At 65.5% G+C, this 24,247-nt stretch carries 23 protein-coding genes; 10 read left to right on the forward strand and 13 right to left on the reverse strand.

The window, feature by feature from the left end:
* The 9 genes from ACWEVN_RS24305 to ACWEVN_RS24345 form a co-directional block, all read right to left on the reverse strand.
* A partial coding sequence (locus ACWEVN_RS24305) for a DNA cytosine methyltransferase (protein ID WP_452052797.1) occupies positions 1 to 420 on the reverse strand: 420 nt, incomplete at its 3' end.
* A 26-nt stretch (positions 421 to 446) separates the two neighbouring features.
* Entirely contained in the window at positions 447 to 815 is a 369-nt protein-coding gene (locus tag ACWEVN_RS24310; protein WP_452052798.1) for a hypothetical protein, read from the reverse strand.
* A gap of 233 nt (positions 816 to 1,048) precedes the next feature.
* Positions 1,049 to 3,370 (reverse strand): FtsK/SpoIIIE domain-containing protein, encoded by a 2,322-nt coding sequence (locus ACWEVN_RS24315; protein ID WP_452052799.1) that lies wholly within the window; start codon positions 3,368 to 3,370, stop codon positions 1,049 to 1,051.
* Complete coding sequence (locus tag ACWEVN_RS24320) at positions 3,370 to 4,299, reverse strand: hypothetical protein (protein ID WP_452052800.1); 930 nt, start codon at positions 4,297 to 4,299, stop codon at positions 3,370 to 3,372. Before ACWEVN_RS24320 ends, ACWEVN_RS24315 begins: the two co-directional genes overlap by 1 nt.
* The gene (locus ACWEVN_RS24325; RefSeq protein ID WP_452052801.1) at positions 4,299 to 4,502 is read right to left on the reverse strand and encodes a hypothetical protein; all 204 of its coding nucleotides are present in this window, start codon (positions 4,500 to 4,502) and stop codon (positions 4,299 to 4,301) included. The genes ACWEVN_RS24320 and ACWEVN_RS24325 overlap by 1 nt, the downstream gene beginning before the upstream one ends.
* On the reverse strand, positions 4,502 to 4,816 hold the full coding sequence (locus tag ACWEVN_RS24330) for a hypothetical protein (RefSeq protein ID WP_452052802.1): 315 nt from the start codon (positions 4,814 to 4,816) through the stop codon (positions 4,502 to 4,504). Before ACWEVN_RS24330 ends, ACWEVN_RS24325 begins: the two co-directional genes overlap by 1 nt.
* A 1-nt stretch (position 4,817) precedes the next feature.
* Positions 4,818 to 5,069: a hypothetical protein gene (locus tag ACWEVN_RS24335; protein ID WP_452052803.1), complete on the reverse strand. Its 252-nt coding sequence runs from the start codon at positions 5,067 to 5,069 to the stop codon at positions 4,818 to 4,820.
* The gene (locus ACWEVN_RS24340) at positions 5,066 to 5,506 is read right to left on the reverse strand and encodes an SsgA family sporulation/cell division regulator (RefSeq protein WP_452052804.1); all 441 of its coding nucleotides are present in this window, start codon (positions 5,504 to 5,506) and stop codon (positions 5,066 to 5,068) included. Before ACWEVN_RS24340 ends, ACWEVN_RS24335 begins: the two co-directional genes overlap by 4 nt.
* A gap of 252 nt (positions 5,507 to 5,758) precedes the next feature.
* Positions 5,759 to 6,049, reverse strand: coding sequence for a hypothetical protein (locus ACWEVN_RS24345; RefSeq protein ID WP_452052805.1), 291 nt, complete (start codon positions 6,047 to 6,049; stop codon positions 5,759 to 5,761).
* A gap of 120 nt (positions 6,050 to 6,169) precedes the next feature.
* Here ACWEVN_RS24345 and ACWEVN_RS24350 point away from each other — a divergent pair, with 120 nt between their 5' ends.
* The 3 genes from ACWEVN_RS24350 (at position 6,170) to ACWEVN_RS24360 (ending at position 7,869) form a co-directional block, all read left to right on the forward strand.
* Positions 6,170 to 6,496 (forward strand): GntR family transcriptional regulator, encoded by a 327-nt coding sequence (locus ACWEVN_RS24350; protein WP_452052806.1) that lies wholly within the window; start codon positions 6,170 to 6,172, stop codon positions 6,494 to 6,496.
* 150 nt (positions 6,497 to 6,646) lie between these two features.
* The gene (locus ACWEVN_RS24355; RefSeq protein ID WP_452052807.1) at positions 6,647 to 7,384 is read left to right on the forward strand and encodes a helix-turn-helix domain-containing protein; all 738 of its coding nucleotides are present in this window, start codon (positions 6,647 to 6,649) and stop codon (positions 7,382 to 7,384) included.
* 8 nt (positions 7,385 to 7,392) lie between these two features.
* A complete protein-coding gene (locus tag ACWEVN_RS24360; protein ID WP_452052808.1) occupies positions 7,393 to 7,869 on the forward strand; it encodes an NUDIX hydrolase in 477 nt (158 codons plus the stop codon).
* Here ACWEVN_RS24360 and ACWEVN_RS24365 read toward each other — a convergent pair.
* The 3 genes from ACWEVN_RS24365 to ACWEVN_RS24375 form a co-directional block, all read right to left on the reverse strand.
* Positions 7,857 to 8,408 carry an HD domain-containing protein gene (locus ACWEVN_RS24365; RefSeq protein ID WP_452052809.1) on the reverse strand — a complete coding sequence of 184 codons (552 nt, stop codon included), beginning with the start codon at positions 8,406 to 8,408 and terminating at the stop codon, positions 7,857 to 7,859. The two genes, ACWEVN_RS24360 and ACWEVN_RS24365, sit on opposite strands and share 13 nt — an antisense overlap.
* A 25-nt stretch (positions 8,409 to 8,433) precedes the next feature.
* A complete protein-coding gene (locus tag ACWEVN_RS24370; RefSeq protein WP_452052810.1) occupies positions 8,434 to 8,739 on the reverse strand; it encodes a hypothetical protein in 306 nt (101 codons plus the stop codon).
* A gap of 580 nt (positions 8,740 to 9,319) precedes the next feature.
* On the reverse strand, positions 9,320 to 9,925 hold the full coding sequence (locus ACWEVN_RS24375; protein WP_452052811.1) for a hypothetical protein: 606 nt from the start codon (positions 9,923 to 9,925) through the stop codon (positions 9,320 to 9,322).
* 1,603 nt (positions 9,926 to 11,528) lie between these two features.
* Here ACWEVN_RS24375 and ACWEVN_RS24380 point away from each other — a divergent pair.
* The 4 genes from ACWEVN_RS24380 (at position 11,529) to ACWEVN_RS24395 (ending at position 14,619) form a co-directional block, all read left to right on the forward strand.
* A complete protein-coding gene (locus ACWEVN_RS24380) occupies positions 11,529 to 12,020 on the forward strand; it encodes a 2OG-Fe(II) oxygenase (protein ID WP_452052812.1) in 492 nt (163 codons plus the stop codon).
* A gap of 44 nt (positions 12,021 to 12,064) precedes the next feature.
* Positions 12,065 to 12,931 carry an SDR family NAD(P)-dependent oxidoreductase gene (locus tag ACWEVN_RS24385; RefSeq protein WP_452052813.1) on the forward strand — a complete coding sequence of 289 codons (867 nt, stop codon included), beginning with the start codon at positions 12,065 to 12,067 and terminating at the stop codon, positions 12,929 to 12,931.
* Between the two features lie 59 nt (positions 12,932 to 12,990).
* Positions 12,991 to 14,112 carry a hypothetical protein gene (locus tag ACWEVN_RS24390; RefSeq protein WP_452052814.1) on the forward strand — a complete coding sequence of 374 codons (1,122 nt, stop codon included), beginning with the start codon at positions 12,991 to 12,993 and terminating at the stop codon, positions 14,110 to 14,112.
* Positions 14,113 to 14,223: 111 nt separating this feature from the next.
* Positions 14,224 to 14,619, forward strand: a complete 396-nt coding sequence (locus ACWEVN_RS24395) for a GNAT family N-acetyltransferase (protein WP_452052815.1) — start codon at positions 14,224 to 14,226, stop codon at positions 14,617 to 14,619.
* 719 nt (positions 14,620 to 15,338) lie between these two features.
* On the opposite strand, the gene ACWEVN_RS24400 is transcribed toward ACWEVN_RS24395, so the two are convergent.
* Positions 15,339 to 16,481, reverse strand: coding sequence for a Fic family protein (locus ACWEVN_RS24400; protein ID WP_452052816.1), 1,143 nt, complete (start codon positions 16,479 to 16,481; stop codon positions 15,339 to 15,341).
* 228 nt (positions 16,482 to 16,709) lie between these two features.
* Here ACWEVN_RS24400 and ACWEVN_RS24405 point away from each other — a divergent pair, with 228 nt between their 5' ends.
* From ACWEVN_RS24405 to ACWEVN_RS24415, 3 genes are read left to right on the forward strand one after another with little or no spacing between them, the layout of a single operon-like run.
* Positions 16,710 to 17,288 carry a hypothetical protein gene (locus tag ACWEVN_RS24405; RefSeq protein WP_452052817.1) on the forward strand — a complete coding sequence of 193 codons (579 nt, stop codon included), beginning with the start codon at positions 16,710 to 16,712 and terminating at the stop codon, positions 17,286 to 17,288.
* 5 nt (positions 17,289 to 17,293) lie between these two features.
* A complete protein-coding gene (locus tag ACWEVN_RS24410; protein ID WP_452052818.1) occupies positions 17,294 to 19,303 on the forward strand; it encodes a flotillin family protein in 2,010 nt (669 codons plus the stop codon).
* Positions 19,300 to 24,156 (forward strand): DNA repair ATPase, encoded by a 4,857-nt coding sequence (locus ACWEVN_RS24415; RefSeq protein WP_452052819.1) that lies wholly within the window; start codon positions 19,300 to 19,302, stop codon positions 24,154 to 24,156. The genes ACWEVN_RS24410 and ACWEVN_RS24415 overlap by 4 nt, the downstream gene beginning before the upstream one ends.
* Positions 24,157 to 24,247 lie beyond the last annotated feature (91 nt).

Below are 24,247 nucleotides of genomic sequence, written 5' to 3' on the forward strand. Positions count from 1 at the left end.
CGTGCCGACGCGGCATCGGTACCCGAGACGATCGAGGTCAGCGAGAACAGTCCGGAGTCCTCGGGTCCGCAGACCGGGCACGTTCTCCCACACGATCCATCCGGGTCGGAGGTCGGCGACGACGTCGGCCATCGCCGGCCAGAGCCACCGCGGATCACGTTCCCCGAGCATGAGTCCGGCGTTGCTGGCCGGTTGGCACGGGAACCCACCGGCGACGACATCGACGCGGGGCCGGGCTTGGGAGTGCCACCACTGGACTGCGGTGCGGACGTCGTCATGACGCGGGACCTCCGGGAAGTGTTGGGCAAGGACAGAGCGGCAGAACGGATCGATCTCGACCTGTCCCACGGTGGTCATCCCGGCCCGCTCCAGGCCGAGTTCCAGACCGCCGATGCCGGAGAACAGCCCCAGCACGGTCATCGCTGCGGTGTGGACAGTGCTGGTCATCAGGCGGCCTCTCGCGTGGCGATCCAGGCGTCAACCCGTGCCCAGGACGCGGTGGCCTGTGCGCGGATCTGGTGCGGTGTCAGGGCGGGCCGGGTGGCGACGGCGCGGCGGCGTTCGAGTTCGGCGTAGGTCGGTGCGCCGGCGAGGGCGCGCCAGTCGGCGGCGGCGGAGATGGCGTGGGAGGTCTCCCGCTGGGTGCGGCGGCGGTCCCACTCGATCCATTCGGCGAGGAGTTCGGCGACGTGCGGGCTGGTGGTCAGCAGTCGCCAGGCGGCGGCGTCGAGCACCAGGGCGCGGTACTCGCGGAACGGGATGGCGACGGTGGCGGGCGGTTCCGGGTCAGGCTGCGGGTTGGTGTGCGTGCTCAAGACAGGTCCTCACGTTGGTCACCTTGGGTGACGGTGTCAGGGTGTCGTCGGCCAGGGCTAGGGCCTGGAGCGGTGGCGGCTAGCCTGGGTTTTCCGGTGTTTTGGGTGGTCGGAGCGAAGTGGGTCTAGAGCCCTAGAATGCTGGTCACAATCCTGTGAGGGTCTAGAGGAGGGGTCTAGGTCTAGGGGCGGCGGGGTCTAGGACGGCCACCGCCCCTAGGCCACGGTTTCAGTTACGCTCCGTTGTTCTTGGCGGCGGTGAGGGCATCGCGGGTGTAGCCGTTGCGGTTGGCTCCCTTGCCAGTGGCCGGGTCGGTGCCCCACACCTGCTTGGGCTTGACCCCGGTCGGCTTGAGCGCGGTGGCGAGGTTCTGCGCGGTCCAGCCGCGGTACTGGCCGGGCCGCTTCTCCGCCAGCCGGGTCACGATGGTGTCCGACCACAGCTTGTCCTCGCCGCGCTTGAACACCGAGATGGCGTCGGCCAGCGGATCGAGCAGGGCGGCCTCGACGTCGACTTCGACGCCGGCGGCGTAGCCGGTGATGTTCCCGGCCGCTTCGCGGCGGGCGCGGGCACCGGTCACGATCTTCTTGGCGTCGGTGGCGTCCTTGTACACCGACTTCACGATCTTGGCTTCGTCGCCCTCCCCGGCCAGGTAGCCGATCCCGAGGTCGGTGCGGGCGAACATCGTGGCCCGCACACCGTTCTTGTGCTGCCCGGTACCCAGCACCATGTCGTTGGGGGTGTGGCCCATGACCTTCAGGCAGAACCGCAGCACGGCGTTGTCCGAGATCGGAGTGGGCAGCGACCGCGCGTCCGGGCGCTGAGTGGCCAGGATGGCGATGATGCCCAACGCCGGGCCGCGCTTGACCAGGTCGGTGCAGATCTCCTCCAGCTCCGCGCCGTGTTCGGGGTGCTCGAACCAGATCTGGCACTCGTCCACCCCGACCACGATCGGCGCGAGCCGCAAGTCCTTGCGCGCAGCCAACTCGGGGGTGACCTTGTTGTCCGGGCACACCGACTCCGGCAGGCCACGGATCACCTTGATCCGGCGGCGCATCTCCTCCCGCAGCTCCCGCATCTCGACCACCATGCGCTCGACGTCGTCCGGGTCGTCGCCGACGCCGTAGCCGTGCGACACCGGCGCCAGCGCGGACAGGTCGCCGGTGCCCTTGAGGTCGTAGCTGTAGAGCACCGCCCTCGGGTCCAGCGCCGCGATGAGCAGCAGTTCCCGCAGGGTCACGGTCTTGCCCATGCGCGGCACCGCACCGATGATCATCGAGGCGAACATCAGGGTGACGTTGACCCAGCGGCCGCGCTGGTCGGTGCCGAACGGCTGCGGCTTGAACAGGTCGACCGTCGCCCCCGGCTTGGCCAGCGGCCACGGCTTCTGCTGGGTCTTGGACATGTCGCGGTCCCCGACCCACAACACCAGCCGTCCTTCGTGGACCTTCGCATCCCCCTCGGGCCACACGCACCCGATCTGGCGGCGCAGCGCGGAGGAGAGCTCTTCGCGCTTGCCGATGACATCGCCGGCGGTCGACCCGAGCGGCAGGTCGATGTCGGCACGCCAGCCGTCGCCGTCGCGGGCGATCGGGTTGGGGAACTCGATGCGCTTGCCCTTGGCGATGGCCTGGTTCAGCCCGCCGATGCCGAGCGAGCACAGCGCGTCCTCGATCATCGCCGAGGTCAGCTTGGGCATCTTCGCCACGTCCACCGCACGGCCGGCGACCGGCTTGTCCGGCGGGGCACCCCACCACCCAACGGCGGTGAGCGTGGCCAGCAGCAGCGTCCAGTTCCACACCGGCGCCACGAACGTCCAGCACAAGTACACCGCAGCCAGTAGCACCAGGATGGCGATCAGGACCGGCGCGCAGCGCCCGCGAACGGTCTCCTCACGGACCTGGCGCAGCTTCATGTACGCGTCGATGTCGTTGCGGTCCCGGGCGTTCATCCGCACCGGCTTCGATTCCGCGTCGAAGACCCAGCGGTGCACCCGCGCAGTCAGCCGGCACAGCGCACCCGGGGCCCGCAGCAGCGCGGACGGCACGTACACCGGCACCCGCAGCGCGTGGAACGCGAACGTGTGAGCGGCGTAGCGGACCAGGAACCGCGCCCGCGACTTGAACTCTTCAGCGGAAGTGAGCCACTTGGCCACCAGCGGGCGAGCGGTGGCGTCGGAGACCGTCTCCCACCACGACGGCTTCACGGCGGCCGGGTCGACCTGCGGGCGCGGCGCAGCGCCCTCGACCTCGGCAGCGGCGGCTTCGACGTCCGCGCCGTCGAGCACGGTGCCGGCGTCGGCGAACCGGTCCTGCTCCGGGATCTCGTCGGCGGTGCGGGCGGTGTCCGGGCGGATCGGGACGACGTTCCCGGCGCGGGTGGCGGCGGTGTCGGTGGCGGCCGGGTCGGTGTTCACGGCGTCGCTGCCGCTGGTGTTCACGGCCGCGTCGGCGGGGATGTTCGTGGACGGTTCCGGGGTGCTGTTCACGGAAGGGAGCCCTTCGGGTTCGTGGCCGTTCATCGGGTCGGGCGTGTGGTCGGCGGTGGTGGACATCAGGCGGCCTCCCTCTCCGGCGCGTCGGTGGGCTGGTCGGCGGGCACCGGCAGCGCGGCCGGGGCGGCGGCGGTTTCGGCGGTCAGGTCGTCGGCGACGTTCTTGCTCGTGCCGCGCGAGATCTCCGGGCAGACCGACCGGACCCAGGCCGGGGTGATCTCGATCCCCGGCGCCCACGCCGCGCGGGCTTCGGCCAGGTAGTCGCTACGCAGCTTGCGCGTCGGCTTGGCGGTGGCCTTGCGGGCGGCGGGACGGCGGCGCGGTCGGGTGGCCGGAGCCGGGTTGGCCGGCGTGGTCTCCGGCGCGTTCGTGGCGGGCTCCGCCGGGACGTCGAGCGGAGCAGCGATGGCGGCCGGGGCCGCCTGCCCGGTGAACGCGGTCCCGGCGGCCGCCATGACCGCTTCGGTGAGCTTGTCTCGCAGCACCGGCGCGGTCTCTGCCGCGAGGAACACCAGCACCGGCGGCACCGAGTGCAGCACCACCCCGGCGATGTCGAAGTGCGTCCAGGACTTCCAGGTGTTCATGACGTAGGTGGCCAGGAACGCGAACCACTTGGTCCGGTGCGCCCACCGGCCGGTGTCGACCTGGTACCGAGCGGTCACCTGCTCCGCCCGCAGCACCGCTACGAGCACGAGCGAGACCATCGGGTCCAGCAGCCACCCGGCCAGCCACCCGAGCGACCAGGTGGCCGCGCCGGCGGCGGCGAAGGACTGGACGTTGACCATGGTGAACGCCAGGCCGAGGAAGATCCCGAGCCAGATCACCGCGTCGATCTGCGTGCGGACCTTCTCCACCCGCAGCGCCACCACGTCCGGGTGGTTGGCCAGCCGCCGGACCTGCGCGGCGGTGGCGGCGTCCTGGGCGAGCTTGTCCGCCTCGGACAGCGGCTGGTGCCGGGCGTCGGCCGAAGCGAGATCGGTGGTGGTCATCAGCTCTGCCCCCATTCTGTGCCGTTCTTGCGCTCCCACTGGTCCGCGCGGCCTTCCAGTTCCGCGTTGAGGACCTGGCGGCGCTGGTCGTCGGTCAGGTTCGAGAGCACGCCCTGCCGGACTTCGGGCTTCACGCTGGAGAGCATCAGGTGGACCACCGCGCAGGAGGCGGCTTCGTCGTCGGTCTTCTTCTTGCCGAGCATCAGCGACGACCCCCGTGGTGAGTGACGATCTCGGTGATGGCCATCAGCCGCACGATCGTGTTGGCGGCGAGCAGGGCCGGGACGATGAGCGTGATCCACGTGGCCGTGGTGTTCTGGATCTTGACGACCACGAGCCACTGCACGAACGCGATGACCGCGGTGCACAGCACCAGCCGGACCAGGTTCGCGGTCATGCGGGTGACCTCGCGGACACCGCGCAGGGACTTGGTGGCGGACTTGTGGCCGGCCCGCCAGAGGGTGAACGCGCCGATCAGCGCGAGTCCACCGAGGACATACACGGTCTGGGTCGGCATCTCAGGCCACCACCTTCGGGGCGTCGTCGGGAAGGGGGAACAGGTCGGCTTGCCCGGGGGCCTGCCAGTCGCCGCCGTGCCACACCGCGTCCAGCGCGATGCCGTGTTCGGCGCGGATGGCTGGCTCCTGCGCGGCGAGCCAGTCGCGGCGCTGCTTGGCGGTGGCCTTGGCCCAGGTCACTCCGGTGTGGTCGGTGAACCGGCGCATCGCCAGCCGCTCGATAGCCCGGGGACTGAGGTTCTTGGTGCTCACGCCACCTCACCTCCGGCCAGCAGCTCCAGTTCGCGAGTCCAGTTGATCCGCGCGGCTTCGGTGCCGGCCGGGACCATCGCGTCGGTGTTGTCCAGGAACCGCTCCAGGTCGGCGCGGCAGAACCGCAGCAGCGCCGGGCCGATTCGGCCGGACGGGTCCCGCAGCTCGATCCACGTCGCCGCGTCGGTGAGGACATCCGGGTAGACCGTGACGTCGCCGATCCCGCAGCAGGCGTCCAGCCCGTCGGCCAGCAGTTCCCGGGAGAGCAGCCAGGTCACCGGGGCCGGGGTAGTCGGGATCTCGACCGACACCGCGAACGGGTCGGACACCCGGTAGGTCAGCGCCACCCGGAGCACGTGCCAGCCAGCGGCGGGGACGTTGGTGGCCGGGACCAGCCGGGCGGGGATCCGGCGACGGAGCGTCGTGCGGGCGGTCATGCCGCACCGCCGGTGGTGGTGCCTACCATGGGAGACCTCTCCGAGTCGCTACCTGAGTGGTGGTTGGGGAGACCCGACGCGGCGTGCGCGTTCTTGGCGGAGTGAGCCGCCGTGTCGGGGCCGAAAACGCTGGCGAAACCGATCGGGCGGCCGGTCATCGGTTGCCTCCTTGGGCTTCGCGGCGAGCCTTCTCGATCGCTTCCTGTTGGCGCTGCAGCTCGCTGTGCCAGGCGCCGGAGTCGTTCTGGCCGCTCACGCCGCCTCCCCTCGGGTCGACGTGGTGGTGTCCAGGCGGACCGGCAACACCCGCAGCGCCGCCCGGTCAGCCCGGCGGCGGACGCGGTGGGCGTGCTGCGCGTCGGTGAACGCGTGCCGGGTCCGGACCTCAGCGACCGCCGATGCGGCGGTCAGCTCCTGCTCCACCTCGGCCAGCAGCGCCTCAATGGCCGACTCGTCCAGGCCGTCCGGGCTATAGCCGTGACCTGCGGGAACGCCGTCAACGGCGGCTCGGGCGACGCGGTTGGTGATTCGTGCGGAGTTCATTAGAGAGTCCTTCCGAGTTGCTCAACTGACATAGAGCAATCTAGATCGATATGAGTCAGTTGGCACTACGTCATTCGAGTGATGTATGTCAGATTGAGTCGGTCTGGCTAGACTCGCCCTATGGACAGCAGGGCGGCGGCAAGGGCTACTTACGAGCGAGTGGCTGAACGGATCAGGGCGGACATCCGGCATGGGGTCCTGAAGCCGGGGGACAAGCTCCCCGGCAACCGAGTCCTGGCAGACAAGTACGAGGTTGCACTAGGCACGGCGCAGAAGGCGTTGCGGCTGTTGCAGGATGAGAAGTGGCTGACAGCGACGCCGTCCGTCGGTGTCTTCGTCAACGAGATTCCCGGGGAGGCGGTCGACCCCTTGCGTGCGATGGCCGACGAGCTGGCCGAGCTGCGCAAGAGGGTCGACGCCTTGGAGAAGCTGGTGGGGGAGCGTTGAGGGCTGGGGTTCCGGTGCGCTGTCATGTCCTAAGAAAACCGCAGGTCAGGGGACGCGAGTACCGCACTTCCAAGGATCTTTGCGGACATCCCCGCGGTGTGAAACGTCCCCACGAAACGTCCGGAAACGTCCCGCTGGGAAGGGGACGGCATGGCTAACGACCGGCTCCGAACCGCCATGCTGGCCGCCAACCTCACCGTGGATGACCTCGCCGAGCGAGTGGGGGTAGATCCGAAGACGGCAGGCCGGTGGATCAGCAATGAGCGGGTGCCCCACCGCGGCACTCGACACAAGATCCTCGCGGTGCTTGGGGGCCGCGAAGAGGACATCTGGCCGTCGCTCGCCTCGGACGCCCGTCCCGCAGCAACAGAATCTGAGCTTGTGCACCTGTATCCGTCCCGGTCTGCCATCACGGGCGCGGGTTGGGAAGCGCTGCTCAACGGTGTCCGGGAAAGCATGGATGTCCTGGTCTTCTCCGGCGCCTTCCTGGTGGAGCAGTACAACTTCGTCCCGCTGGTTCGCACGAAAGCCGCCGCCGGCGTCCGGTTCCGTCTACTGGTCGGCGATGAGACGACGTCGGCCGTCAAGCAGCGTGCGATCGAAGAGGGGACTCCAGGCGGTCTGGAGGGACGCATTCAGCTCATGCGGCGGTACCTCGCGGACGTGGCTGAGCTTGACTGCGTCGAGGTCCGGACGCACGGCGAGATCCTCTACAACTCGCTCTACCGCTTCGACGATGACCTGCTGGTCAACGGCCATGCTTTCGGCGCTCTCGCTGGTCAGAGCCCGGTGATGCACCTTCGGCGGCAGCCGAACGGCCAGATGTGGCAGCACTACATGAAGTCGTTCGAGCGGACCTGGTCCGCTGGGGTCCCTGAGAAGCCGTAGGAGTGGCCGTGAGTCGAGTTGACTACCTCAACGACCCCAACGCGCCAGCTGTGAACAGCGTGGTTCCGTCGGTGACTGTGGCGATCCGCGATGACGCGGGGCGGATTCTGCTCATTCACAAAGTCGACAACGACCTGTGGGCGTTGCCGGGAGGCGGCCATGATGCAGGGGAGCGGATCACGGACACGGCTGTCCGCGAGGTCAGGGAGGAAACGGGCCTGGACGTCGAGGTTGTCCGCTTGATTGGCACCTATACCGACCCGAACCACGTAATGGCGTACGACGATGGCGAGGTGCGGCAGCAGTTCTCGCTCTGCTTCGAAGGGCGGTGGACCGGCGGTCAGCCACGAGAGGACGGCACCGAGACCAAGGCTGTGAGGTGGGTTGATCCCTCGGAGCTGGAAAGGCTAAATATCCATCCATCGATGCGGCTTCGCATTGCTCATGCTATAGATTGCACGCGAACCGAACCTTATCTCGGCTGAACGTGAGCGAGTCGACTTTCTGTGCGGTTCACTGATTCTTTCAAGATTGGCGCGGCTTTGAGCCAGGTTCGGTGCACGGGGTCGTCTGTCGGGTAACGCTTCAAGATCTCTGCGATTCGTTCGTCGTACGTTAACCGCTGGCCGTCAGGTCCAGTTGTGAGATCGGCCGTGACGAGTGCATCTAGGATGGGTGTATCTGCGAAAGGAAACTCGCTGAGTTCCTTGCTTAGGCCGCGCTCGGCGGCCTCGAATCGTGCTCCCGAGTGGTGGGCTACCAAGATCACTATGTCTTCCGGCCAACCTTCTTCGCGCAGGTATCGCGCACCATCGAGGGGATGGAAGCGGGTATGTCCGATTTCCGGTGAGTAACCAATATCGTGCAGCCATGCACCGGCAACTAACGTGGCGCGATCTTTGTGGGACACTGCGGGCGTTAGGTCCTCTGCGCGCCGGGCTACTGACTGTACGTGCAGCCAGCGGCGTCCCAGGGGCTTGACCAGGCTCTCGGCCAGTGTTCGTGCCTCGTCGGTGACCGTCATGCCTCCTACGATATCGCGCCTAGTGTCAACTGTCTGACTCTTGAACCTCGTTCGCAACCTGGTTGATGACGCGCTGTGCAAATTCAAGGCCACCGTGGCACAGGTTGCGGTACTTGGTTACAGGCCGTTCATTTCTGCTTCGTGTTCCCCGTGTGCTGATTGCGTGGTGGGTCATATCCATTTCATGGGCGATCTTGTTGCGGACCTCGAAAAGCTCCTTCAGTCCACGTGCTTCCTTGTATAGATCTTTGTGTGGTGTTAGGCCAAGTGCCGTGAGAGTGTTTGTTACCTGCTCGACAGATTGTAGGCTCGATCCGGTTAGCTTGCGCACGTAGGAGCTCTTTAGTTCTTCGCGCGGATCGTCCGAAGTAAGTAGACTGGCGACAGTCTTGCTGTCTATGCCATTGCGGCCCTCGATATGCTTGCTGACGAATTCGAGGTACTTTTCCTTCGCGTCTTCGGAACGGTGTACCTGAATGGGAATTATGCTGCGGACAAGTTCCTTAAAGACTGTGTCAATTCCTGCTCCGGTGAAGACGACAGCCGCCCGGAATACGTCATGCTCCGCATGGGTTAGGCGGCCGCGGCTCGCAGATCTGAGTTCGCGAACCGCCGGGTAGGTGACTTCAAAGAGGCTCGCTACGGAGTCGTATGCACTCGCAAGGAAGCGTTGCGCTCGGAGAGTGTTGGTCTCTCCTAGTGCCTCTGATAGCCCCGGGAAGTTCTCCGTGCTGATGACCGGCTCCTTGGGTTGATCGTCTTAGCGCTTGCCGTTATGTCGCTCAGGTGGCGCGGAGCGCTACAGAAAGCGGTCAGGTGTAGTCGACTGCCGGTGACGTCGCTGCGATTCCCCAAGCCAAGGACGCGAACCGAGGAGGGGTTGCGGGGGCAAGCCCCTCCTCGGTTGGTAGCTATGCCGCTGCGTCCCAAAGCGTCAGGAACGATGACGCCTCGCTTCGAACCCAACGACCGATGCGTACGCGCTCGCGCTCCGAGAGGTGAAACTCCTTCGAGCGCCGGACGTCGATGACCAAGGGCTTGGCGCCAGGCGCCAAGCTGTCCATGACCTCGTCCATGAGCCAGAGTGCGGCGTTGGCACCGTCCTGGCTGAGTGGCTCGGCCTTCATGTACAGCCAGACCGCATAGACCTCGCCGTTTCGCTTGATCCCCAGGTGCGGGCTGATGCCGATCTCGAAGGAGCCGTAGCCCCACCGGCCGCGAGCGACGTCGACGAGCTCGGGACGCCGGCGCCCGAGGTAAGTCAGCCAGCCTGCCGAGACTTCCGCGAAGTGCGTACGCGACTTGACAGTTGCCTGGTTGACCAGGGCTGCCATTGCTTCCTTGTCCGTGTCGTTCGCTCGACCTGCGCGGATGGCGTTGACTGCCCGGAGGTAGAAGTCGAACGCACCCCTTTCCGGGTTCTCGTGTAGACGGCGAGCGGTCTGCACGAACGTCGCCCGCTTGGGGCCGGATCTAGTGGTGAAGCCGACGAAAGTCGGCAGGGTGACGTAGGCCATTGGGGCCCACCTTCCGGTTCGAGCCACCTACCGGATGCAGGCAGCACTGTGACCGGGACCACACTTAGGACTGATGGGCCTGTGTTCGTTACACAGACCGAGTTAGGGTGAAGTGTCCAGCTACACCCGAGGCCCTAGGGGTTGGCCCTTTCCAGGTCAACTGCCCCTGGGGTCTTTTGGGATTTTAGAACACAGGTGCGACACCAAGCATGTGCGCCTTGCGCCCCTGTTAGTCCACATGTCGACTCCTGTCGTGCTCTAGTGCATCAACTGAGCCCCTGACCTGCGTATTCGCTAGATCGTGTGGACTTATCCACACGATCTAGCTACTTATCCACAGGTCACCCACAGCCTGTCCCGCGTGTCGTCCACAGGGCGCGGCACCAGTCCGATCGTGTGCCGACGGACTTCGAGGCGCATCTCCCTGTCGCGGTCGACTCCTTCGAGCGTGGTGGCGGATCGCCAGCCGGCTGGAGGCGCCCAAAGTGGGTTCCATTCGCATGCGGTCGTGGCCGTCCGTCGACGGTCGGGTCGCACCCTGACTCGGGGGCGTGCCCCACAAGTACCCCACGCGAACGTCTGTCGGAGGCATTCACCCTGGTCAGGGCCGCTTTGGTTATCAGTCTGTAAACCGGTCGGCTTAGTACTGCAAGGGCAGTTGGTCGCGATGTGGTTGATCACCGTGGTGACGGCCGATGTGGTGACGAAGTCAGCTGGACCGGGTGCATTAGCAGATCGCGGACCGGTTCAACCTGTTCGGAGCCGTGGGCCCGCGCGCGGAGTATCTTCGGGGCCAGTCGCGGGCCTGGACCGGAGGAACGTGTGTACCTGGTTGAACGGGCTGGCGAAGAGCACCGCGGATAGGGCGCAGAGACTACTGCACTGGACATCGAGGGTCCGCGACATCAGCCGCTGCAGCGAGCTTGGAGCAGCTACTGCAATTGAGCACAAATCGTTACCGGCGTCACGCAACAACAGCTTGATCGACAGCGACATGGTTGCCATGAACAGTGCCAAGGCGTTACCCAGCAATCCGTGACGATCGAAATCTAGAAATACCCTTTGTGTGCGGACCCTAGTGTCTCAACCACTATGACAATCCGGGCGCAATCACAATGCTGTCCTATCCGAAGGAGGCCAAACTATTGACGATCAGTCAACGAGTGTCACGCCCCAACGGTCATCGTTGCCAGGGGCTGGCACCCAAGGTTGAGATCAAGTTTGCACCCAATCTCCCCTGTTCCGCCATTTAGACTAGCATTCACCTCCGATCTGCGTGAAGCACCAACATCACACCAGGCAGGGCCACCTGCAACAATCGTCAGCCGGTACGCATCGCCCATCAATCACAGTGTAAGCTCGATCACCGACAGTACCCGACCAGTCACCATGTCGACACAGACTGGCAGAGCAGCGACGACAGGGGGGACCAGTGACGATAATTCCGAAACCTTTCGCGTGGCTTAGCTATGATGTCCGGCCACTTCTCCCGCCTCGTTGGCAAGAAGAACTTCAGGAGGTCGCCGCAAAATACGCTAGTCGAAAAACTTTGATACCCCGATCAATCACTTCCAGGGAGGCGCCAAGCGTAACCGGAGTCAACGTGTCGACGGTTGGCGGGGAGTCGCTACGACAACTCACGCCTTGGCTCTTCGCGCTTTACGAAGGAGAATTTTTGAGCCTTGCGGGAAGGGTAACCAGTGAACCTGTTTCCGTTGCCACGCGTGACAAAATTGCCGTGAACCTCAATATTCAGCACGGCAAGTCTATGCGCTACGAAGCTCACGTCGACTCCAATCCGGTCGAGGGACTCCTCTATGTGACGGACCATCCCATCGGATCCGGTGGCGAACTCGTGGTAGCCCAGCGGGCGGACGCCGTTGGCGTGGCTGAGATTGACGAAATCTCAGCCGTTATTCATCCCGTCGCGGGGCACTTGATCTTCTTTGATGCTCGACAGCACGCACATTACGTACGTTCATTGACTCGCGCCGAGGACAGCAGGATTGTTGTGGCAATGAACTTCTATACACCTTCCTGTCCCGAGTCCGCCCGGCCGGCCGACCTAGACGAGCATCTCTTCGGACATGGCTGATCGTGGCCGCCCGTCGTGCCTAGACAACAAGTAAAGGAATAATTATGACAAAGACCGCTCTTGTGACCGGGATGGACACGAGCGTCATTGCCAAGAGTATTTGCAGCTCGCTAGTGAGGAGGGGTTACTCTGTCGTCGCGACATCCGAAGGGAAGTTCGATGAGGGGAAAGATGACCGTGTCGCGTTCGAGGCGGAGCATTCTGAATTCCCAAAAGTTGCCTTCGAAACGGTGGACTTCTCATCGCAAAACAGTATCGACTCGCTGATCACCCGTCTTTCCAAGCACACTTTCGAGGTGGTCGTCAACTGTGCCGCAATCCTGGCCACGAAGCCTGACGGCGCTTTGCGTAACGAGTCAGCTGAATTCGACTACGCCGAGTTCAGTCGTGTTATACAGTACAATGTCACTGCAGTGGCTGCCATCTGTCTCGGCCTAAAAGATCATATTTGCCCAGGTGGAACTATTGTCAACGTCACGAGCAGTGCGGCACAGGAAGGTGCGTTCGCAACCATCTCCTATAACGCTGGCAAAGCAGCCGTCGACAGCTTGACGAAATCGCTGGCTAACACCTTGGGTACTGGTAGGGGTATCCGAGTCAACAGTGTCGCCCCGGGATGGATTCCGGCCAGCGGCGACGTGGCCGAAGAGGGTGTTGTGGCACTTGCGAACGCCTTGACGCCATCACAATCGGTCGGTGATCCTCAAAATGTCGTCATGGCCGTAAACTACCTCATTGAAAACAAGTTTCAGAATGGTGCCATTCTACCGGTTGACGGTGGAATCACTAGCAGTTACTTGCCGTATATGCTGGAATCGCTTCAGCTGCAGGGCGTACAGATGGACGAGACCATTGAGCTCCTGACCTCACGCATCGCGCAGCGAAAAAACGAACTTCGCTCAGTCGACTGACCAAATTTAGCCTCTTCTGCGGGAATGCGGTTGACCACTGGCAGTTAAGGGATCAGCAGATGGCCAGCAAATTCAGTTCCAGCAAAGCCTCAAATCAGGACGGTGCCAGTTTTTGGGCGAGGCAGACCACTAAAGACAAAGTCTCAATCATAGCGTTTTCCGTCCAGCTGGCCATCTCTCTTTCCTTATTGTTAGTTGGCGTACTTATCGGAGATGGTGGGCTCAACCTCGGCGGGCGTTTTGCCCTTTTGACTGGGAACATTGTCGCACTGGTGGCGGCACTCCAATTCGCTGTCAGCCGCTTCTTCGACGACCAAAAAGCGAATATAGACAAGCTGAGCGGTGAACTCGAGGAAATCAAAATTAGCATCAATCAAAACCTTGAAGAAGTCGGCAGTATTGCCACATTTGGTGAAACCTACGTCAAGATATTTCGTCAGCAAGATCCAATCAAAAGCCAGTATAAAATGTCGCTCGATAGCTTTCTTCGCAAGCTGAGCAACTGTATAGACGACAAGCGCTCCGGTGCGCTGGACATTATCGACTACTATGGCGTGCTTGAGGCGCAGGCGGCGGCAATAGTCAACGACAAGAAAGAATGCGAGTCGGAAAAGACGCAATATCGGGGCGAGATTTGGGCTCTCAGTTTCCTTCTTGACGACGAATGGGACGACAGCAGTATCCACGAAGTCAAGTGGTTCGGCACACTCAAGCGCATGGACGGGAGCGGAATCCCTACTCGCCGACTGTGGGCTTTCGACAAGAAAATGGTCGCACTGCTGAAAAAGGAGCCTCTCGAAGAAGATGGTCGCGAGCTGATACGCCGTTTGTCATTGTATTGCGCTGAAAACACCGAATTTAAGAATACCCTGTCATATGCGATTCCTAAACAAGCGATCCTTGACGAGCATGTACGCATATTCGGCAAAGGCTTCTTCGGTGCCGCGTTCACTGACGGCAGCTTCGGCTTAATTCGAGGAGTATGCTTCGATAACTTGCTGTCATCGAACTCGCTAGGCGGAGAAGTTGACTTCGATGAAGCGCGAATTCGACAGATTCGCCAGTATTGGGAACGTTACCTCACCTTGGCCAAGCCATTGAAAGCGTACTTGCACGAGGTTGGCGGAGATTCCGCAAAGGAATATATGAAACTATCATGGGGGACGACTGAGTCGAACTGACGATCAAGTTGAGCCGCTCTGCGGCTAGAGTTCACCAAAATGCTAATTATTCATGAGAAAGAAAGGCGTGACGTGATAAGGCAGGTGCATCGTCGCGGCTCAGAGCTCTCGGTGGGTGAACTGTACAAACTTCTGCATCTCCGAGTTCAGGTGTTCATCGTGGAGCAACACATTGCATATCCGGATATCGATGGCATTGATCTCGCGCGCACAACTCATCACTTCTGGTCCGAAATAGACAACAAGACCACGGCTTGTCTGCGGGTAACTCAAGAGCAAAATGGCACGCATAGAATAGGTCGAGTTTGCACCAAAATTGAATACCGTAGGCGAGGAATGGCAACAAATCTCATCCTTTCGGCTATCGCGGCTTTCTCTCGGCGAATCATCATCCTAGACGCGCAGTCCCAAGCGGTTGACTTTTATCGCAGATTTGGCTTTGAAATCAGCGGGCAGAAGTTTCTGGACGACGATGTACCGCACTTCCCCATGCAACGGCTGCCGTGAGAATGTCGGTCAGACGGCTCGTCGTGCGGCATGTTGTTGAGCGTCGGCCGGCGGAAACGAGACGCGGGCGGGCCCCTTCCCGTGTAGCGGACTGTGCGGTCCACTAGATGCGCCCGCACGGGGCCGCTTGCAAGGTAGAACTTCACACTGCCCCGACGCTGGTCCCGCCACTTCCCACTCGCCGACTTGACACTGGCTGCGAAGCACTGGGCGCAACGCTGTCCGGGGGCGCTACAGGACACGCATCGTGCAGTGCGACTCGAGGTATGACGCCTGTGGGCAGTGTTCCGCCAAGGATCGTGCCAGCTGGAGCGACTAGCTGATGCTGTATTGCGGGTATTGCGGCTGTCTCAGTTGTAGTCTCGTTCATCGGTGGCCGCGGGCGGCCGCGCAGCACCGGGTCTGTGCGCTGACCTGCGACTTGTCGCCCAACGAACTGACCTGAACGATCGACCTGACAGCTTGTAAACAGAAGGTCAGGGGTTCGAGCCCCCTTGCCGGCTCCTTCATTTCCGGAACGAAAGCGTTTCGCGACTGGACGATGGCGCGCTCAACGCCTGGTGAGTGCGACCGTCGCGCCGACGGCGGGTTGGCGGTCGCACTTGTGCTGGTCGTCGCCGTGCGCGACACGGCTGTTCAGGGTGAGTCAGCTCCGCTGAGGGGAGCCGTCACCTTGGCGTGTGCTTCGGCGGCTGCGGCCGCGGTCTGTCCAGGGCCTGTCAGTCCGCGAAGGGGTCGGTCGTGTCCTTCGGACCGCGCGCCGCTCGCACGCGCTCCCTGATCTCGACCAAAGGTGGCTTGGCGACGTAGTGCCGCCCTCGCTTCTCGCCTTCGGCTTCGAGAAGGCCGGCGGCCACGAGGGCGCGCAAATCGCGGCTGGCCGTGGCTTCCGTGATTTCTTCGGGGCTGTCTTCGAAGTAGGCACGGTAGGTGGCATTGCGTACGCGGAGGCCGATCATCGCGTCGAACAAGGCCATGGCACTCCGCTCGGGAAGGCCGCGGCCCTGGACGAGCGTTTCCAGCTCCGCCCACATGCGTTCGCTTTCCTTGACCCGCTGGAGCATCGTGCGTGCCTGGCGCAGGTGCGCGGTCAGCGTGAACCGGATCCACGGGCGGGCGTCCCGCCGGGGTTGCCAAGACCCGCCGCCCACCTCGCCGAGCACGTCGTAGTAGGCCTGCGTGTTCTGGCCCAGGTACTCCTCGATGCTCATGAACACCGGGCTCAGCACCCCACTCCGGGCCAGGACGAGGCTTTGCAGGCAGCGGGCCATGCGCCCGTTCCCGTCGCGGAACGGGTGCACCATGACGAGGTTCAGGTGGGCCATGGCGGCCCGGACGATGTCCGGGCACTCGGTTCCGGCGTTCAAGCCCGTGGCCAGTTCCCGCATCAGGGCCGGCACCAGGCTCAAGTCCGCGCCCTCGTGGACGATCTCGCCCGTCGTGTCGTTCCGGACGTAGATGCTCCCGGCCCGCCATCGGCCCGGGCGGTTCTTCAGCGCGTAGTTCGTCATCATGTAGTGCAGGCTCTTCAGCAACTGGTCGCTGTACTCGAAGTCTTCGTCTTCGGCCAGCTGCAGCACGTAGGTCATCGCTTCGCGGTAGCCGGTCAGTGCCAAGCGGGTTTCTTCGTCGACTTCGAGCGGTTCCTCGCCGGCGGCTACGTCGACCGCGTCGTCGAGCCCGGCTTCATAGCCTTCGATGCTGTTCGACCCTTGGATGGCCCGCGCAAGGGATACCCGGCGCAGGGAACCCGCCCAGCGCCGAGGCTCGGTCAAGTGGAAGCGCAGGGCCGTCTTGAGCTCCTCGACCTGCGTCAGGACCTCTCGCTCGCATTCGTCGAGCTCCGGCGTTTCGAACAACATGCTTGTAACTCGGATAGCCACGATCGTTGTGATGGTCAGCTAACCGCCTCCATGTTGGATACTATACCAACACTCTGGTGGTAGGGTATCGAGGGTAGGTGACTTAACCGACGAGACGAACGACACCGCGGCGAGATGAGCTCGTGTCCGAAATGTTCGTCCCCGCCTCCTCCTGCCGGTTATAGTCGCTGGCCAAGGCCCCGCGCCGCCGGGGCCTTCCATGGGGGGATGGAAACGATGAGCGGGTTCGTCGCCGCGGCGCTGGCTTTTCCGGCCGTGCTCTTCAGCTTCCTGCTGGTCGTCGTGATCGGCTACTGGGGGCTGGCCCTGCTCGGCGTCTTCGACGTCGAAGACGGGGAGATCGGGTTCTTCGGCGGGGTTCCGCTGTCCATCTCGCTGTCGCTGCTGGTCGCCTTCAGCTGGTTCCTCAGCCTCGTCGGCGCCGTCCTCATCGAAGGTGCACCCCTGCGGATCCTGCTCGGCTTCGGCGTCCTGGCCGGCGCGCTCTTGGGCGGGGCGCTCGGGACCCGGCTGATCATCGTGCCGCTGCGGCGGGTCTTCGCCGGGGTCGAGCCGACGCGGCGGGACTTCGTCGGCCGGGTTGCCGTCGTTCGGACGTCGAGTGTCACCGAGGACTTCGGGCAGGCCGAAGCCGCCGCTGCCGACGGCTCTTCGGCGATCGTCCAAATCCGACTGGCCGGCGAAGGCAACCTCGGCGTCGGCAGCCGCGTTGTCCTCTACGACTACGACGCCGAAGGAGAGTTCTTCTGGGTCAGCCCCATGGAACTCGAGGCAGAAAAGGACTGAACTGAATGGATGCCATCGGCCTGGGGGCCGGCGTGTTGATCGCCGTCGTGGTCCTGATCGTCCTCGTGCTGCTGTTCGTCGTGAGCCGGCTGTTCCGCAAGGTGCCGCAGGGCAAAGCGCTGATCATCTCCAAGGTGCGCAAGGTCGATGTCACCTTCACCGGCGCGGTCGTGCTGCCCGTGCTGCACAAGTCCGAGGTCATGGACATCTCGGTGAAGACGATCGACATCGAGCGCACCGGCCAGGAAGGCCTGATCTGCCGCGACAACATCCGCGCCGACATCCGGATCTCGTTCTTCGTCCGCGTCAACAAGACGGTCGAGGACGTCGTGAAGGTCGCGCAGGCGATCGGCACCGAACGCGCCAGCGATCAGGGCACCCTGCAGGAACTGTTCAACGCGAAGTTCTCCGAAGCGCTGAAAACCGTCGGCAAGCAGCTGGACTTCGTCGACCTCTACACCAAGCGCAACGAATTCCGCGACCAGATCATCCGTGTCATCGGCACCGACCTCAACGGCTACAGCCTGGAAGACGCGGCCATCGACTACCTCGAGCAGACCCCGATGGCGTCGCTCGACGCGGCGAACATCCTGGACGCGCAGGGCATCCGGAAGATCACCGAACTGACGGCGATCGAGCACGTGCGCACCAACGAATTCCGCCGTCACGAAGAAAAGGAGATCACGCGCCAGAACGTCGACGCGCGGGAGGCGATCCTCGAGCTGGAACGGCGTCAGGCCGACGCGGAAATCAAGCAGCGCCGCGAAATCGAAACCATGCGGGCGCGCGAAGAAGCCGAAATCACGAAGGTGCAGGCCGAGGAACGGCTCAAGTCGCAGGCCGCGCAATTGCGCACCGACGAGCAGCTCGGCATCCAGCAGCAGAACCAGCAGCGCGAAATCGAGGTCGCGGGCAAGAACCGCGAACGCGTCATCGCCATCGAGTCCGAGCGGATCGAGAAGGACCGCCTGCTCGAGGTGATCGGCCGCGAGCGCGAAACCGAGCTGTCCCGGATCGCCAAGGACAAGGAGCTCGAGACCGAAAAGCGGTCGATCGCCGAGGTGATCCGGGAGCGAATCGCCGTCGAGAAGACCGTCGCCGAGCAGGAAGAGAACATCAAGAAGCTGCGCGTGGTCGAGGAGGCCCAGCGCACCCGCGAGGCCGTCGTCATCCGCGCCGAGGCCGAGGCCCAGGAGAACCTGGTCAAGGGCATCAAGGCCGCCGAAGCCGCGGAGCAGGCCGCCAAGTACAAGGCTCGCGAGGAGCTGACCCTCGCCGAGGCGCGCCAGCAGGCCGCCGAGCTGGAGACGCGGGCCAAGATCCGGCTCGCCGAGGGCATCCAGGCCGAGGAGGCCGCCGCCGGCCTGGCCGCCGCGCAGGTCCGGGAGCGCGACGCCGTCGCGCTGGAGAAGGTCGGCCGCGCCGAGGCGATCGTCGAGCGCGAGAAGGCCGTCGTGGTCGCCGAAGCGCTGCGCGACAAGCTGAAGGGCGAGGCCGAGGGCCTCACCGAGAAGGCCGCCGCGATGGCCGCGCTCGACAGCGCGAGCCGGGAGCACGAGGAGTACCGGCTGCGCCTGGACGCCGAGAAGGAGATCCGGCTGGCCGCGCTCGACGTGCAGCGGGACGTCGCCGAAGCGCAGGCCGTCGTGCTCAGCGCCGGCCTGGAGAAGGCCGACATCGACATCGTCGGCGGCGAGACCGCGTTCTTCGACCGGATCGTCGGCTCGATCGGCCTCGGCAAGAGCGTGGACGGCTTCGTGCAGCACTCCGACGTCGTCGGCGCGCTCGCCCGGCCGTACGTCGACGGGTCGGCCAGCTTCACCGACGACCTCGCCAAGCTGATCGGCGCGGTCAGCACCGAGGACGTCAAGAACCTGACGCTGTCGGCCTTCCTGGCGAAGCAGCTGCAGGCCAGCGGGCCGGACAGCGACAAGCTCCGTGAGCTGATGACCACGGCGCAGCGGCTCGGCCTCGCCGAGACGTCGGTCGCCACCGTCGTCGCCGCGAAGCAGTGACGGCGGCCGAGACGGAGCTGGACGCGGGCACCTATGAGGTGCTCCGCGTCCGGCTGGCCGCCCAGGCCGCCGAGCTGGCGAAACGCGCCGACGAGCTCAACGCGCGGCGGCTGGAGGTCTTCGGCAGCGCGCAGCTCGCGCTGGTCGGCACCGAACGCATCCGCACCGCCAACAACTGCGTGCCCCGGGACATCGTCGCCGTCGACGGGCGGATGTTGTTCGGCTACAACGTCTTCATCGGCCTGAAGCCCGAGACGGCGGTCGACGACGTCTTCTCGCTGCAGCGCTTCAGCCGCGACGAAGACGCGTTCCGCTTCGACGACGTCAGCGCCGAGGAACTGCCCGAACTGCTGCGTGACGAGCAGTTCGGGCGGGACTTCGGCGAGCTCTACCGGTACTACCGCCAGGCCAAGCTGCTGCAGCTGCGCCGGCTGGACGGCAAGCTGCTCGCGGTGTTCCAGATCGGCCCGCGCACCGAGGACATCCGGGTGCTGCGGTGGGCGATCGCGGCCGACGGCTCGGTGTCCTACCTGGACAGCCGCGGCGAGCGCGACCACGTCTTCCCGCCGTCGCACGACTTCGAGTGGGTCGAGACGACCCGCGAGGACCACGTCCTGGGCCGCCACCCGCACATCTCGATCGAGGACGAGGTCTTCGTCGAAACCGTCGGCGGCAACCTGACGGTCAAGGTCGAGAACAACACCGAGACCGGCGCCGGGGTGTACGCCGAGCCGGTGGACGAGCCGCTGCAGAGCCTCGCCGACGCCGAGGTCTCCTACGCCCGGATCGGCCCGCTGATCCTGCTGCGCATGCTGCCGTACAAGGAAACCGAGTACCGCTACCTGGTGTTCAACACGCGCACCCAGGACGTCGTGCGGCTCGACGGCATCGGGCAGGCCTGCCAGCGGCTGCCCGAGGACCACGGCATCATCTTCCCCGGCGGCTACTACCTCGACACCGGCGTCAGCAAGACGTTCGACACCACTGTGGACGGTCTCGAGTTCGAGCGCGTGATCCGTTCGCCCAACGGCGAGGACGTGCTGTACGTCTTCCACGCGCGGGCCGAGGGGCGCTCGCTCCTGCTGCCCTACAACGTGATCCGCAAGGAGGTCGCCAACCCGATCCCGTGCCACGGGTACTCGCTGTTCGACGACGGCACGATGATCCTGTTCCGCGCGCTGTCCGACGAACCGAGCCGGGTGCACCCGATGCAGGTGTGGCGGACGCCGTTCCAGTCGGCCACCTACGCCGCGGCGCAGCCGGCCGGCACCGGGCCGCTGGAGCGGGTCGGGAACGCCGACCTCGTCCGCGGGATCTCCGACTGCCTGTCGATCACCCGGATGATCGGGGAGATGGCGCCGTCGGCGGCGGTGTTCGAGGCGCTGATCGCCGCCTGCGCCCGGGTCTTCGACCACTACCACTGGCTGGGCGAGACCGAGCTGGGCGACCTGCGTTCGCCGCTGTCCGACGTCCGGGTCACCGCCGAGCAGGTGCTGGACGAGTTCGAGACGGTCACCTCGCTCACCGCGCAGGCGGCCGAGGCCGTCGACACCGCGGCGGCCGACACGGCGTCGCTCGTGCGGCGCGTGCGGGGCGAGGCGCTGAACGCGGCGGACGCCTGGGTGCGCCGCCTCGCCGAGATGCACCGGGCGCGCGGGCGGCTGGTCACCGTGCGGGAGCTGCGGTACGCCGACACCGCGCGCGTGGACACGCTGATCGCGGACCTGGACACCGAGTTCGCCGAGGCCGCGCGGCGGGCCGTGCGGTTCCTGCAGGGTGAGGAGGCGTTCACCGGCTACCACGCCGAAGTGGACGGTCTCATCGCCGCGGCGGGCGCGATCAAGACCGTCGCCGAGGCCGGCCCGGTCGCCGAGCGGCTCGACGAGCAGTCCGCCGGCCTGGAGGTCCTCACCGACGTCGTGGGCGGGCTGGACATCGCCGACGCCGTCGTCCGGACGAAGATCCTGGAGCGCGTCGGCGAGGTGATCGGCGCGGTCAACCGCGCCCGGGCGACGCTCGACGCGCGCCGCAAGGAACTCCTGGAAACCGAGGGCCGGGCCGAGTTCGCGGCCGAGTTCGCGCTGCTCGCGCAGGCCATCACCGGCGGGCTCGCGGTCGCGGACACCCCGGAGCGCTGCGACGAGCAGCTGGGCCGGCTGCTGCTGCAGCTGGAGAACCTCGAATCGCGGTTCGGGGAGTTCGACGACTTCCTGACCTCGCTCGGGGAGAAGCGCACCGACGTCTACGAGGCGTTCTCCTCGCGCAAGCAGGCGCTGCTCGACGAGCGGGCGCGCCGGGCGGACAGGCTGGTCGAGTCGGCCGGGCGCATCCTCGGCAGCGTGACGCGCCGGGTCGGGTCACTCGGCTCGGCCGAGGAGATCAACACCTACTTCGCGGCCGATCCGATGGTCTCGAAGCTGCGCAGCGTCGTCGAGGACCTGCGGGCGCTCGGCGACCAGGTGCGGGCCGAAGAGCTGGAAGGCCGGGTGAAGGCCGCTCGCCAGGAGGCCGGCCGGGCCCTGCGCGACCGGCTCGACCTCTACGGCGAGGGCGGCGAGACGATCCGCCTCGGCCGCAACACCTTCGCCGTCAACACCCAGGACGTCGACCTGACGCTGGTGCCGCACGACGGCTCACTGAAATTTGCGATCACCGGCACCGACTACCGGGCGCCGGTGCGCGACGCCGCGTTCGAGGCGACCCGGCCGTACTGGGAGCAGCTGCTGGTCTCGGAGTCACCGGAGGTCTACCGGGCCGAGTACCTCGCGACCTCGATCCTCGCCGAACGGCCGGCGGCCGAGCTGGTCGAAGCCGACCTCCTGGAAGTCGTGCGGAGCGTGGCCGGGGAGCGGTACGACGAGGGGTACGCGCGCGGCGTGCACGACCACGACGCCGCCGCGATCCTGGGCGCTCTGCTGCGGCTGCGGTCCGCCGCCGGGCTGCTGCGTTACCCGCCCGCCGCCCGGGCCGCGGCCCAGCTGTTCTGGGCGTTCGGCGCCGAAGAGCGGGCGCGCGCCGCCTGGACGACGCGGGCCGCGTCGCTCGCGCGGGTGCGGGAGGCGTTCGGCGCCACCCCGGCGATCGACGAGCTGTCGCGGGAGCTCACCGACGCGATCACGGCGTTCGCCGGCGGGCTCGGGCTCGACACCGAGTTCGCCGGGGAGTACCTGTTCGAGGAGCTCGCCGTCGCCCCGTCCGGGTTCGTCACCAGCGGTGGCGCGCGGGCGGTGCTGGACAAGTTCCGGCTCGACCGGCGGAGCTTCGCCGAAGACCTGGGTTCGCTCGACGACCTGGCGGACCGGTACCAGCTCGCCGACGCCTGGCTGCGGTCCTTCGCGGACTCGGCCGGGCTGCCGGCCGACGAGCTGCCCGAAGCCGTCGCGATCGAGCTGTGCGACCTGCCGCGGTACGACTCGTCGGCGACGCTGACGGCCACTGTGGACGGTCTGCTCGGCGCGCACCCGCGGATCACCGGGCGGTCGGTGACGGTGCGGCTCGACGAGACGCTCGCCAGGACGCACCGCTTCCGCCGCGATCGCGTGCCGGGTTTCCGCGCGTACCAGCGGCTGCGCAACGAACTCGTGGCCGCCGAACGCGACCGGCTCCGGCTGGACGAATACCAGCCGAAGGTGATGAGCGCCTTCGTCCGGAACCGGCTGCTCGACGAGGTCTACCTGCCGCTGATCGGCGACAACCTGGCCAAGCAGCTCGGCGCGGCCGGTGACGCCAAGCGCACCGACCAGTCCGGGCTGCTGCTGCTCATCTCGCCGCCGGGGTACGGCAAGACGACGCTCATGGAGTACGTCGCCAGCCGCCTCGGGCTGGTGTTCGTCAAGGTCAACGGGCCGGCGCTCGGCCACGACGTCACGTCGGTCGACCCGGCGGACGCGCCGAACGCGACCGCGCGGCAGGAGGTCGAGAAGATCTCGTTCGCGCTGGAGCAGGGCAACAACGTGCTGCTGTACCTCGACGACATCCAGCACACGTCGCCGGAGCTGCTGCAGAAGTTCATCTCATTGTGTGACGCGCAGCGGCGGATGGAAGGCGTGTGGGAGGGCCGCACGCGGACGTACGACCTGCGCGGCAAGCGGTTCGCGGTGTGCATGGCCGGCAACCCGTACACCGAGCAGGGCAAGCGGTTCCGCATCCCGGACATGCTCGCCAACCGCGCGGACGTCTGGAACCTCGGCGACGTGCTGTCCGGCAAGGAAGAGCTCTTCGCGCTCAGCTACGTCGAAAACGCGCTGACGTCGAACACCGTGCTGGCGCCGCTCGTGTCGCGCGAACGGTCCGATGTGGACATCCTGGTCCGGATGGCCCGCGGCGACGGATCCGCGCGGGCGGACCAGCTTTCGCACGCGTATTCGGCCACGGAGCTGGAGCAGGTCCTCGCGGTGCTGCGGAAGCTGCTGCGGGTGCAGCGGACCGTGCTGGCGAACAACCAGGCCTACATCGCATCGGCGGCGCAGGCGGACGCTTCGCGCACCGAGCCGCCGTTCCAGCTGCAGGGTTCGTACCGGAACATGAACAAGCTCGCCGAGCGCATCGTGCCGGTGATGGACGACACCGAGCTCGAAGCCCTGATCGACGACCACTACGCCGGCGAGGCGCAGACGCTGACCTCGGGTGCCGAGGCCAACCTGCTCAAGCTGGCCGAGCTGCGGGGACGGCTGTCCCCTTCGCAGGCTCAGCGGTGGGTTGACGTCAAGGCGGCATACCTGCGGGAACAGGCGTTGGGCGGCGACGGCGAAGACCCGATGAGCCGCGCGGTCGGCGCGGTGGGCCTGCTGGCCGACCGGGTCGAGGCGGCCATCGGGCGAGCGGCGCAGCAGCTGGCGCGGGAAGAGGCTTAATTGCTTTGACGCGGCTCGGCTTGTCCGGTGATGATGGGTGCCACACGAACCGAGGAGGGCACATGACGACCATGGAATGGCAGCACATGGC

Source organism: Amycolatopsis sp. NPDC003861 (genome assembly GCF_053605405.1).

What these genes read in the sequence shown, in the direction of transcription:
- ACWEVN_RS24340 (WP_452052804.1), bottom strand. Translation starts at nt 5,506, where the DNA reads ATGACCGCCCGCACGACGCTCCGTCGCCGGATCCCCGCCCGGCTGGTC.
- ACWEVN_RS24365 (WP_452052809.1), bottom strand. Translation starts at nt 8,408, where the DNA reads ATGACGGTCACCGACGAGGCACGAACACTGGCCGAGAGCCTGGTCAAG.
- ACWEVN_RS24325 (WP_452052801.1), bottom strand. Translation starts at nt 4,502, where the DNA reads ATGCTCGGCAAGAAGAAGACCGACGACGAAGCCGCCTCCTGCGCGGTG.
- ACWEVN_RS24385 (WP_452052813.1), top strand. Translation starts at nt 12,065, where the DNA reads ATGACAAAGACCGCTCTTGTGACCGGGATGGACACGAGCGTCATTGCC.
- ACWEVN_RS24410 (WP_452052818.1), top strand. Translation starts at nt 17,294, where the DNA reads ATGGATGCCATCGGCCTGGGGGCCGGCGTGTTGATCGCCGTCGTGGTC.
- ACWEVN_RS24315 (WP_452052799.1), bottom strand. Translation starts at nt 3,370, where the DNA reads ATGTCCACCACCGCCGACCACACGCCCGACCCGATGAACGGCCACGAA.
- ACWEVN_RS24400 (WP_452052816.1), bottom strand. Translation starts at nt 16,481, where the DNA reads ATGTTGTTCGAAACGCCGGAGCTCGACGAATGCGAGCGAGAGGTCCTG.
- ACWEVN_RS24355 (WP_452052807.1), top strand. Translation starts at nt 6,647, where the DNA reads ATGGCTAACGACCGGCTCCGAACCGCCATGCTGGCCGCCAACCTCACC.
- ACWEVN_RS24405 (WP_452052817.1), top strand. Translation starts at nt 16,710, where the DNA reads ATGGAAACGATGAGCGGGTTCGTCGCCGCGGCGCTGGCTTTTCCGGCC.
- ACWEVN_RS24345 (WP_452052805.1), bottom strand. Translation starts at nt 6,049, where the DNA reads ATGAACTCCGCACGAATCACCAACCGCGTCGCCCGAGCCGCCGTTGAC.
- ACWEVN_RS24375 (WP_452052811.1), bottom strand. Translation starts at nt 9,925, where the DNA reads ATGGCCTACGTCACCCTGCCGACTTTCGTCGGCTTCACCACTAGATCC.
- ACWEVN_RS24350 (WP_452052806.1), top strand. Translation starts at nt 6,170, where the DNA reads ATGGACAGCAGGGCGGCGGCAAGGGCTACTTACGAGCGAGTGGCTGAA.
- ACWEVN_RS24330 (WP_452052802.1), bottom strand. Translation starts at nt 4,816, where the DNA reads ATGCCGACCCAGACCGTGTATGTCCTCGGTGGACTCGCGCTGATCGGC.
- ACWEVN_RS24320 (WP_452052800.1), bottom strand. Translation starts at nt 4,299, where the DNA reads ATGACCACCACCGATCTCGCTTCGGCCGACGCCCGGCACCAGCCGCTG.
- ACWEVN_RS24390 (WP_452052814.1), top strand. Translation starts at nt 12,991, where the DNA reads ATGGCCAGCAAATTCAGTTCCAGCAAAGCCTCAAATCAGGACGGTGCC.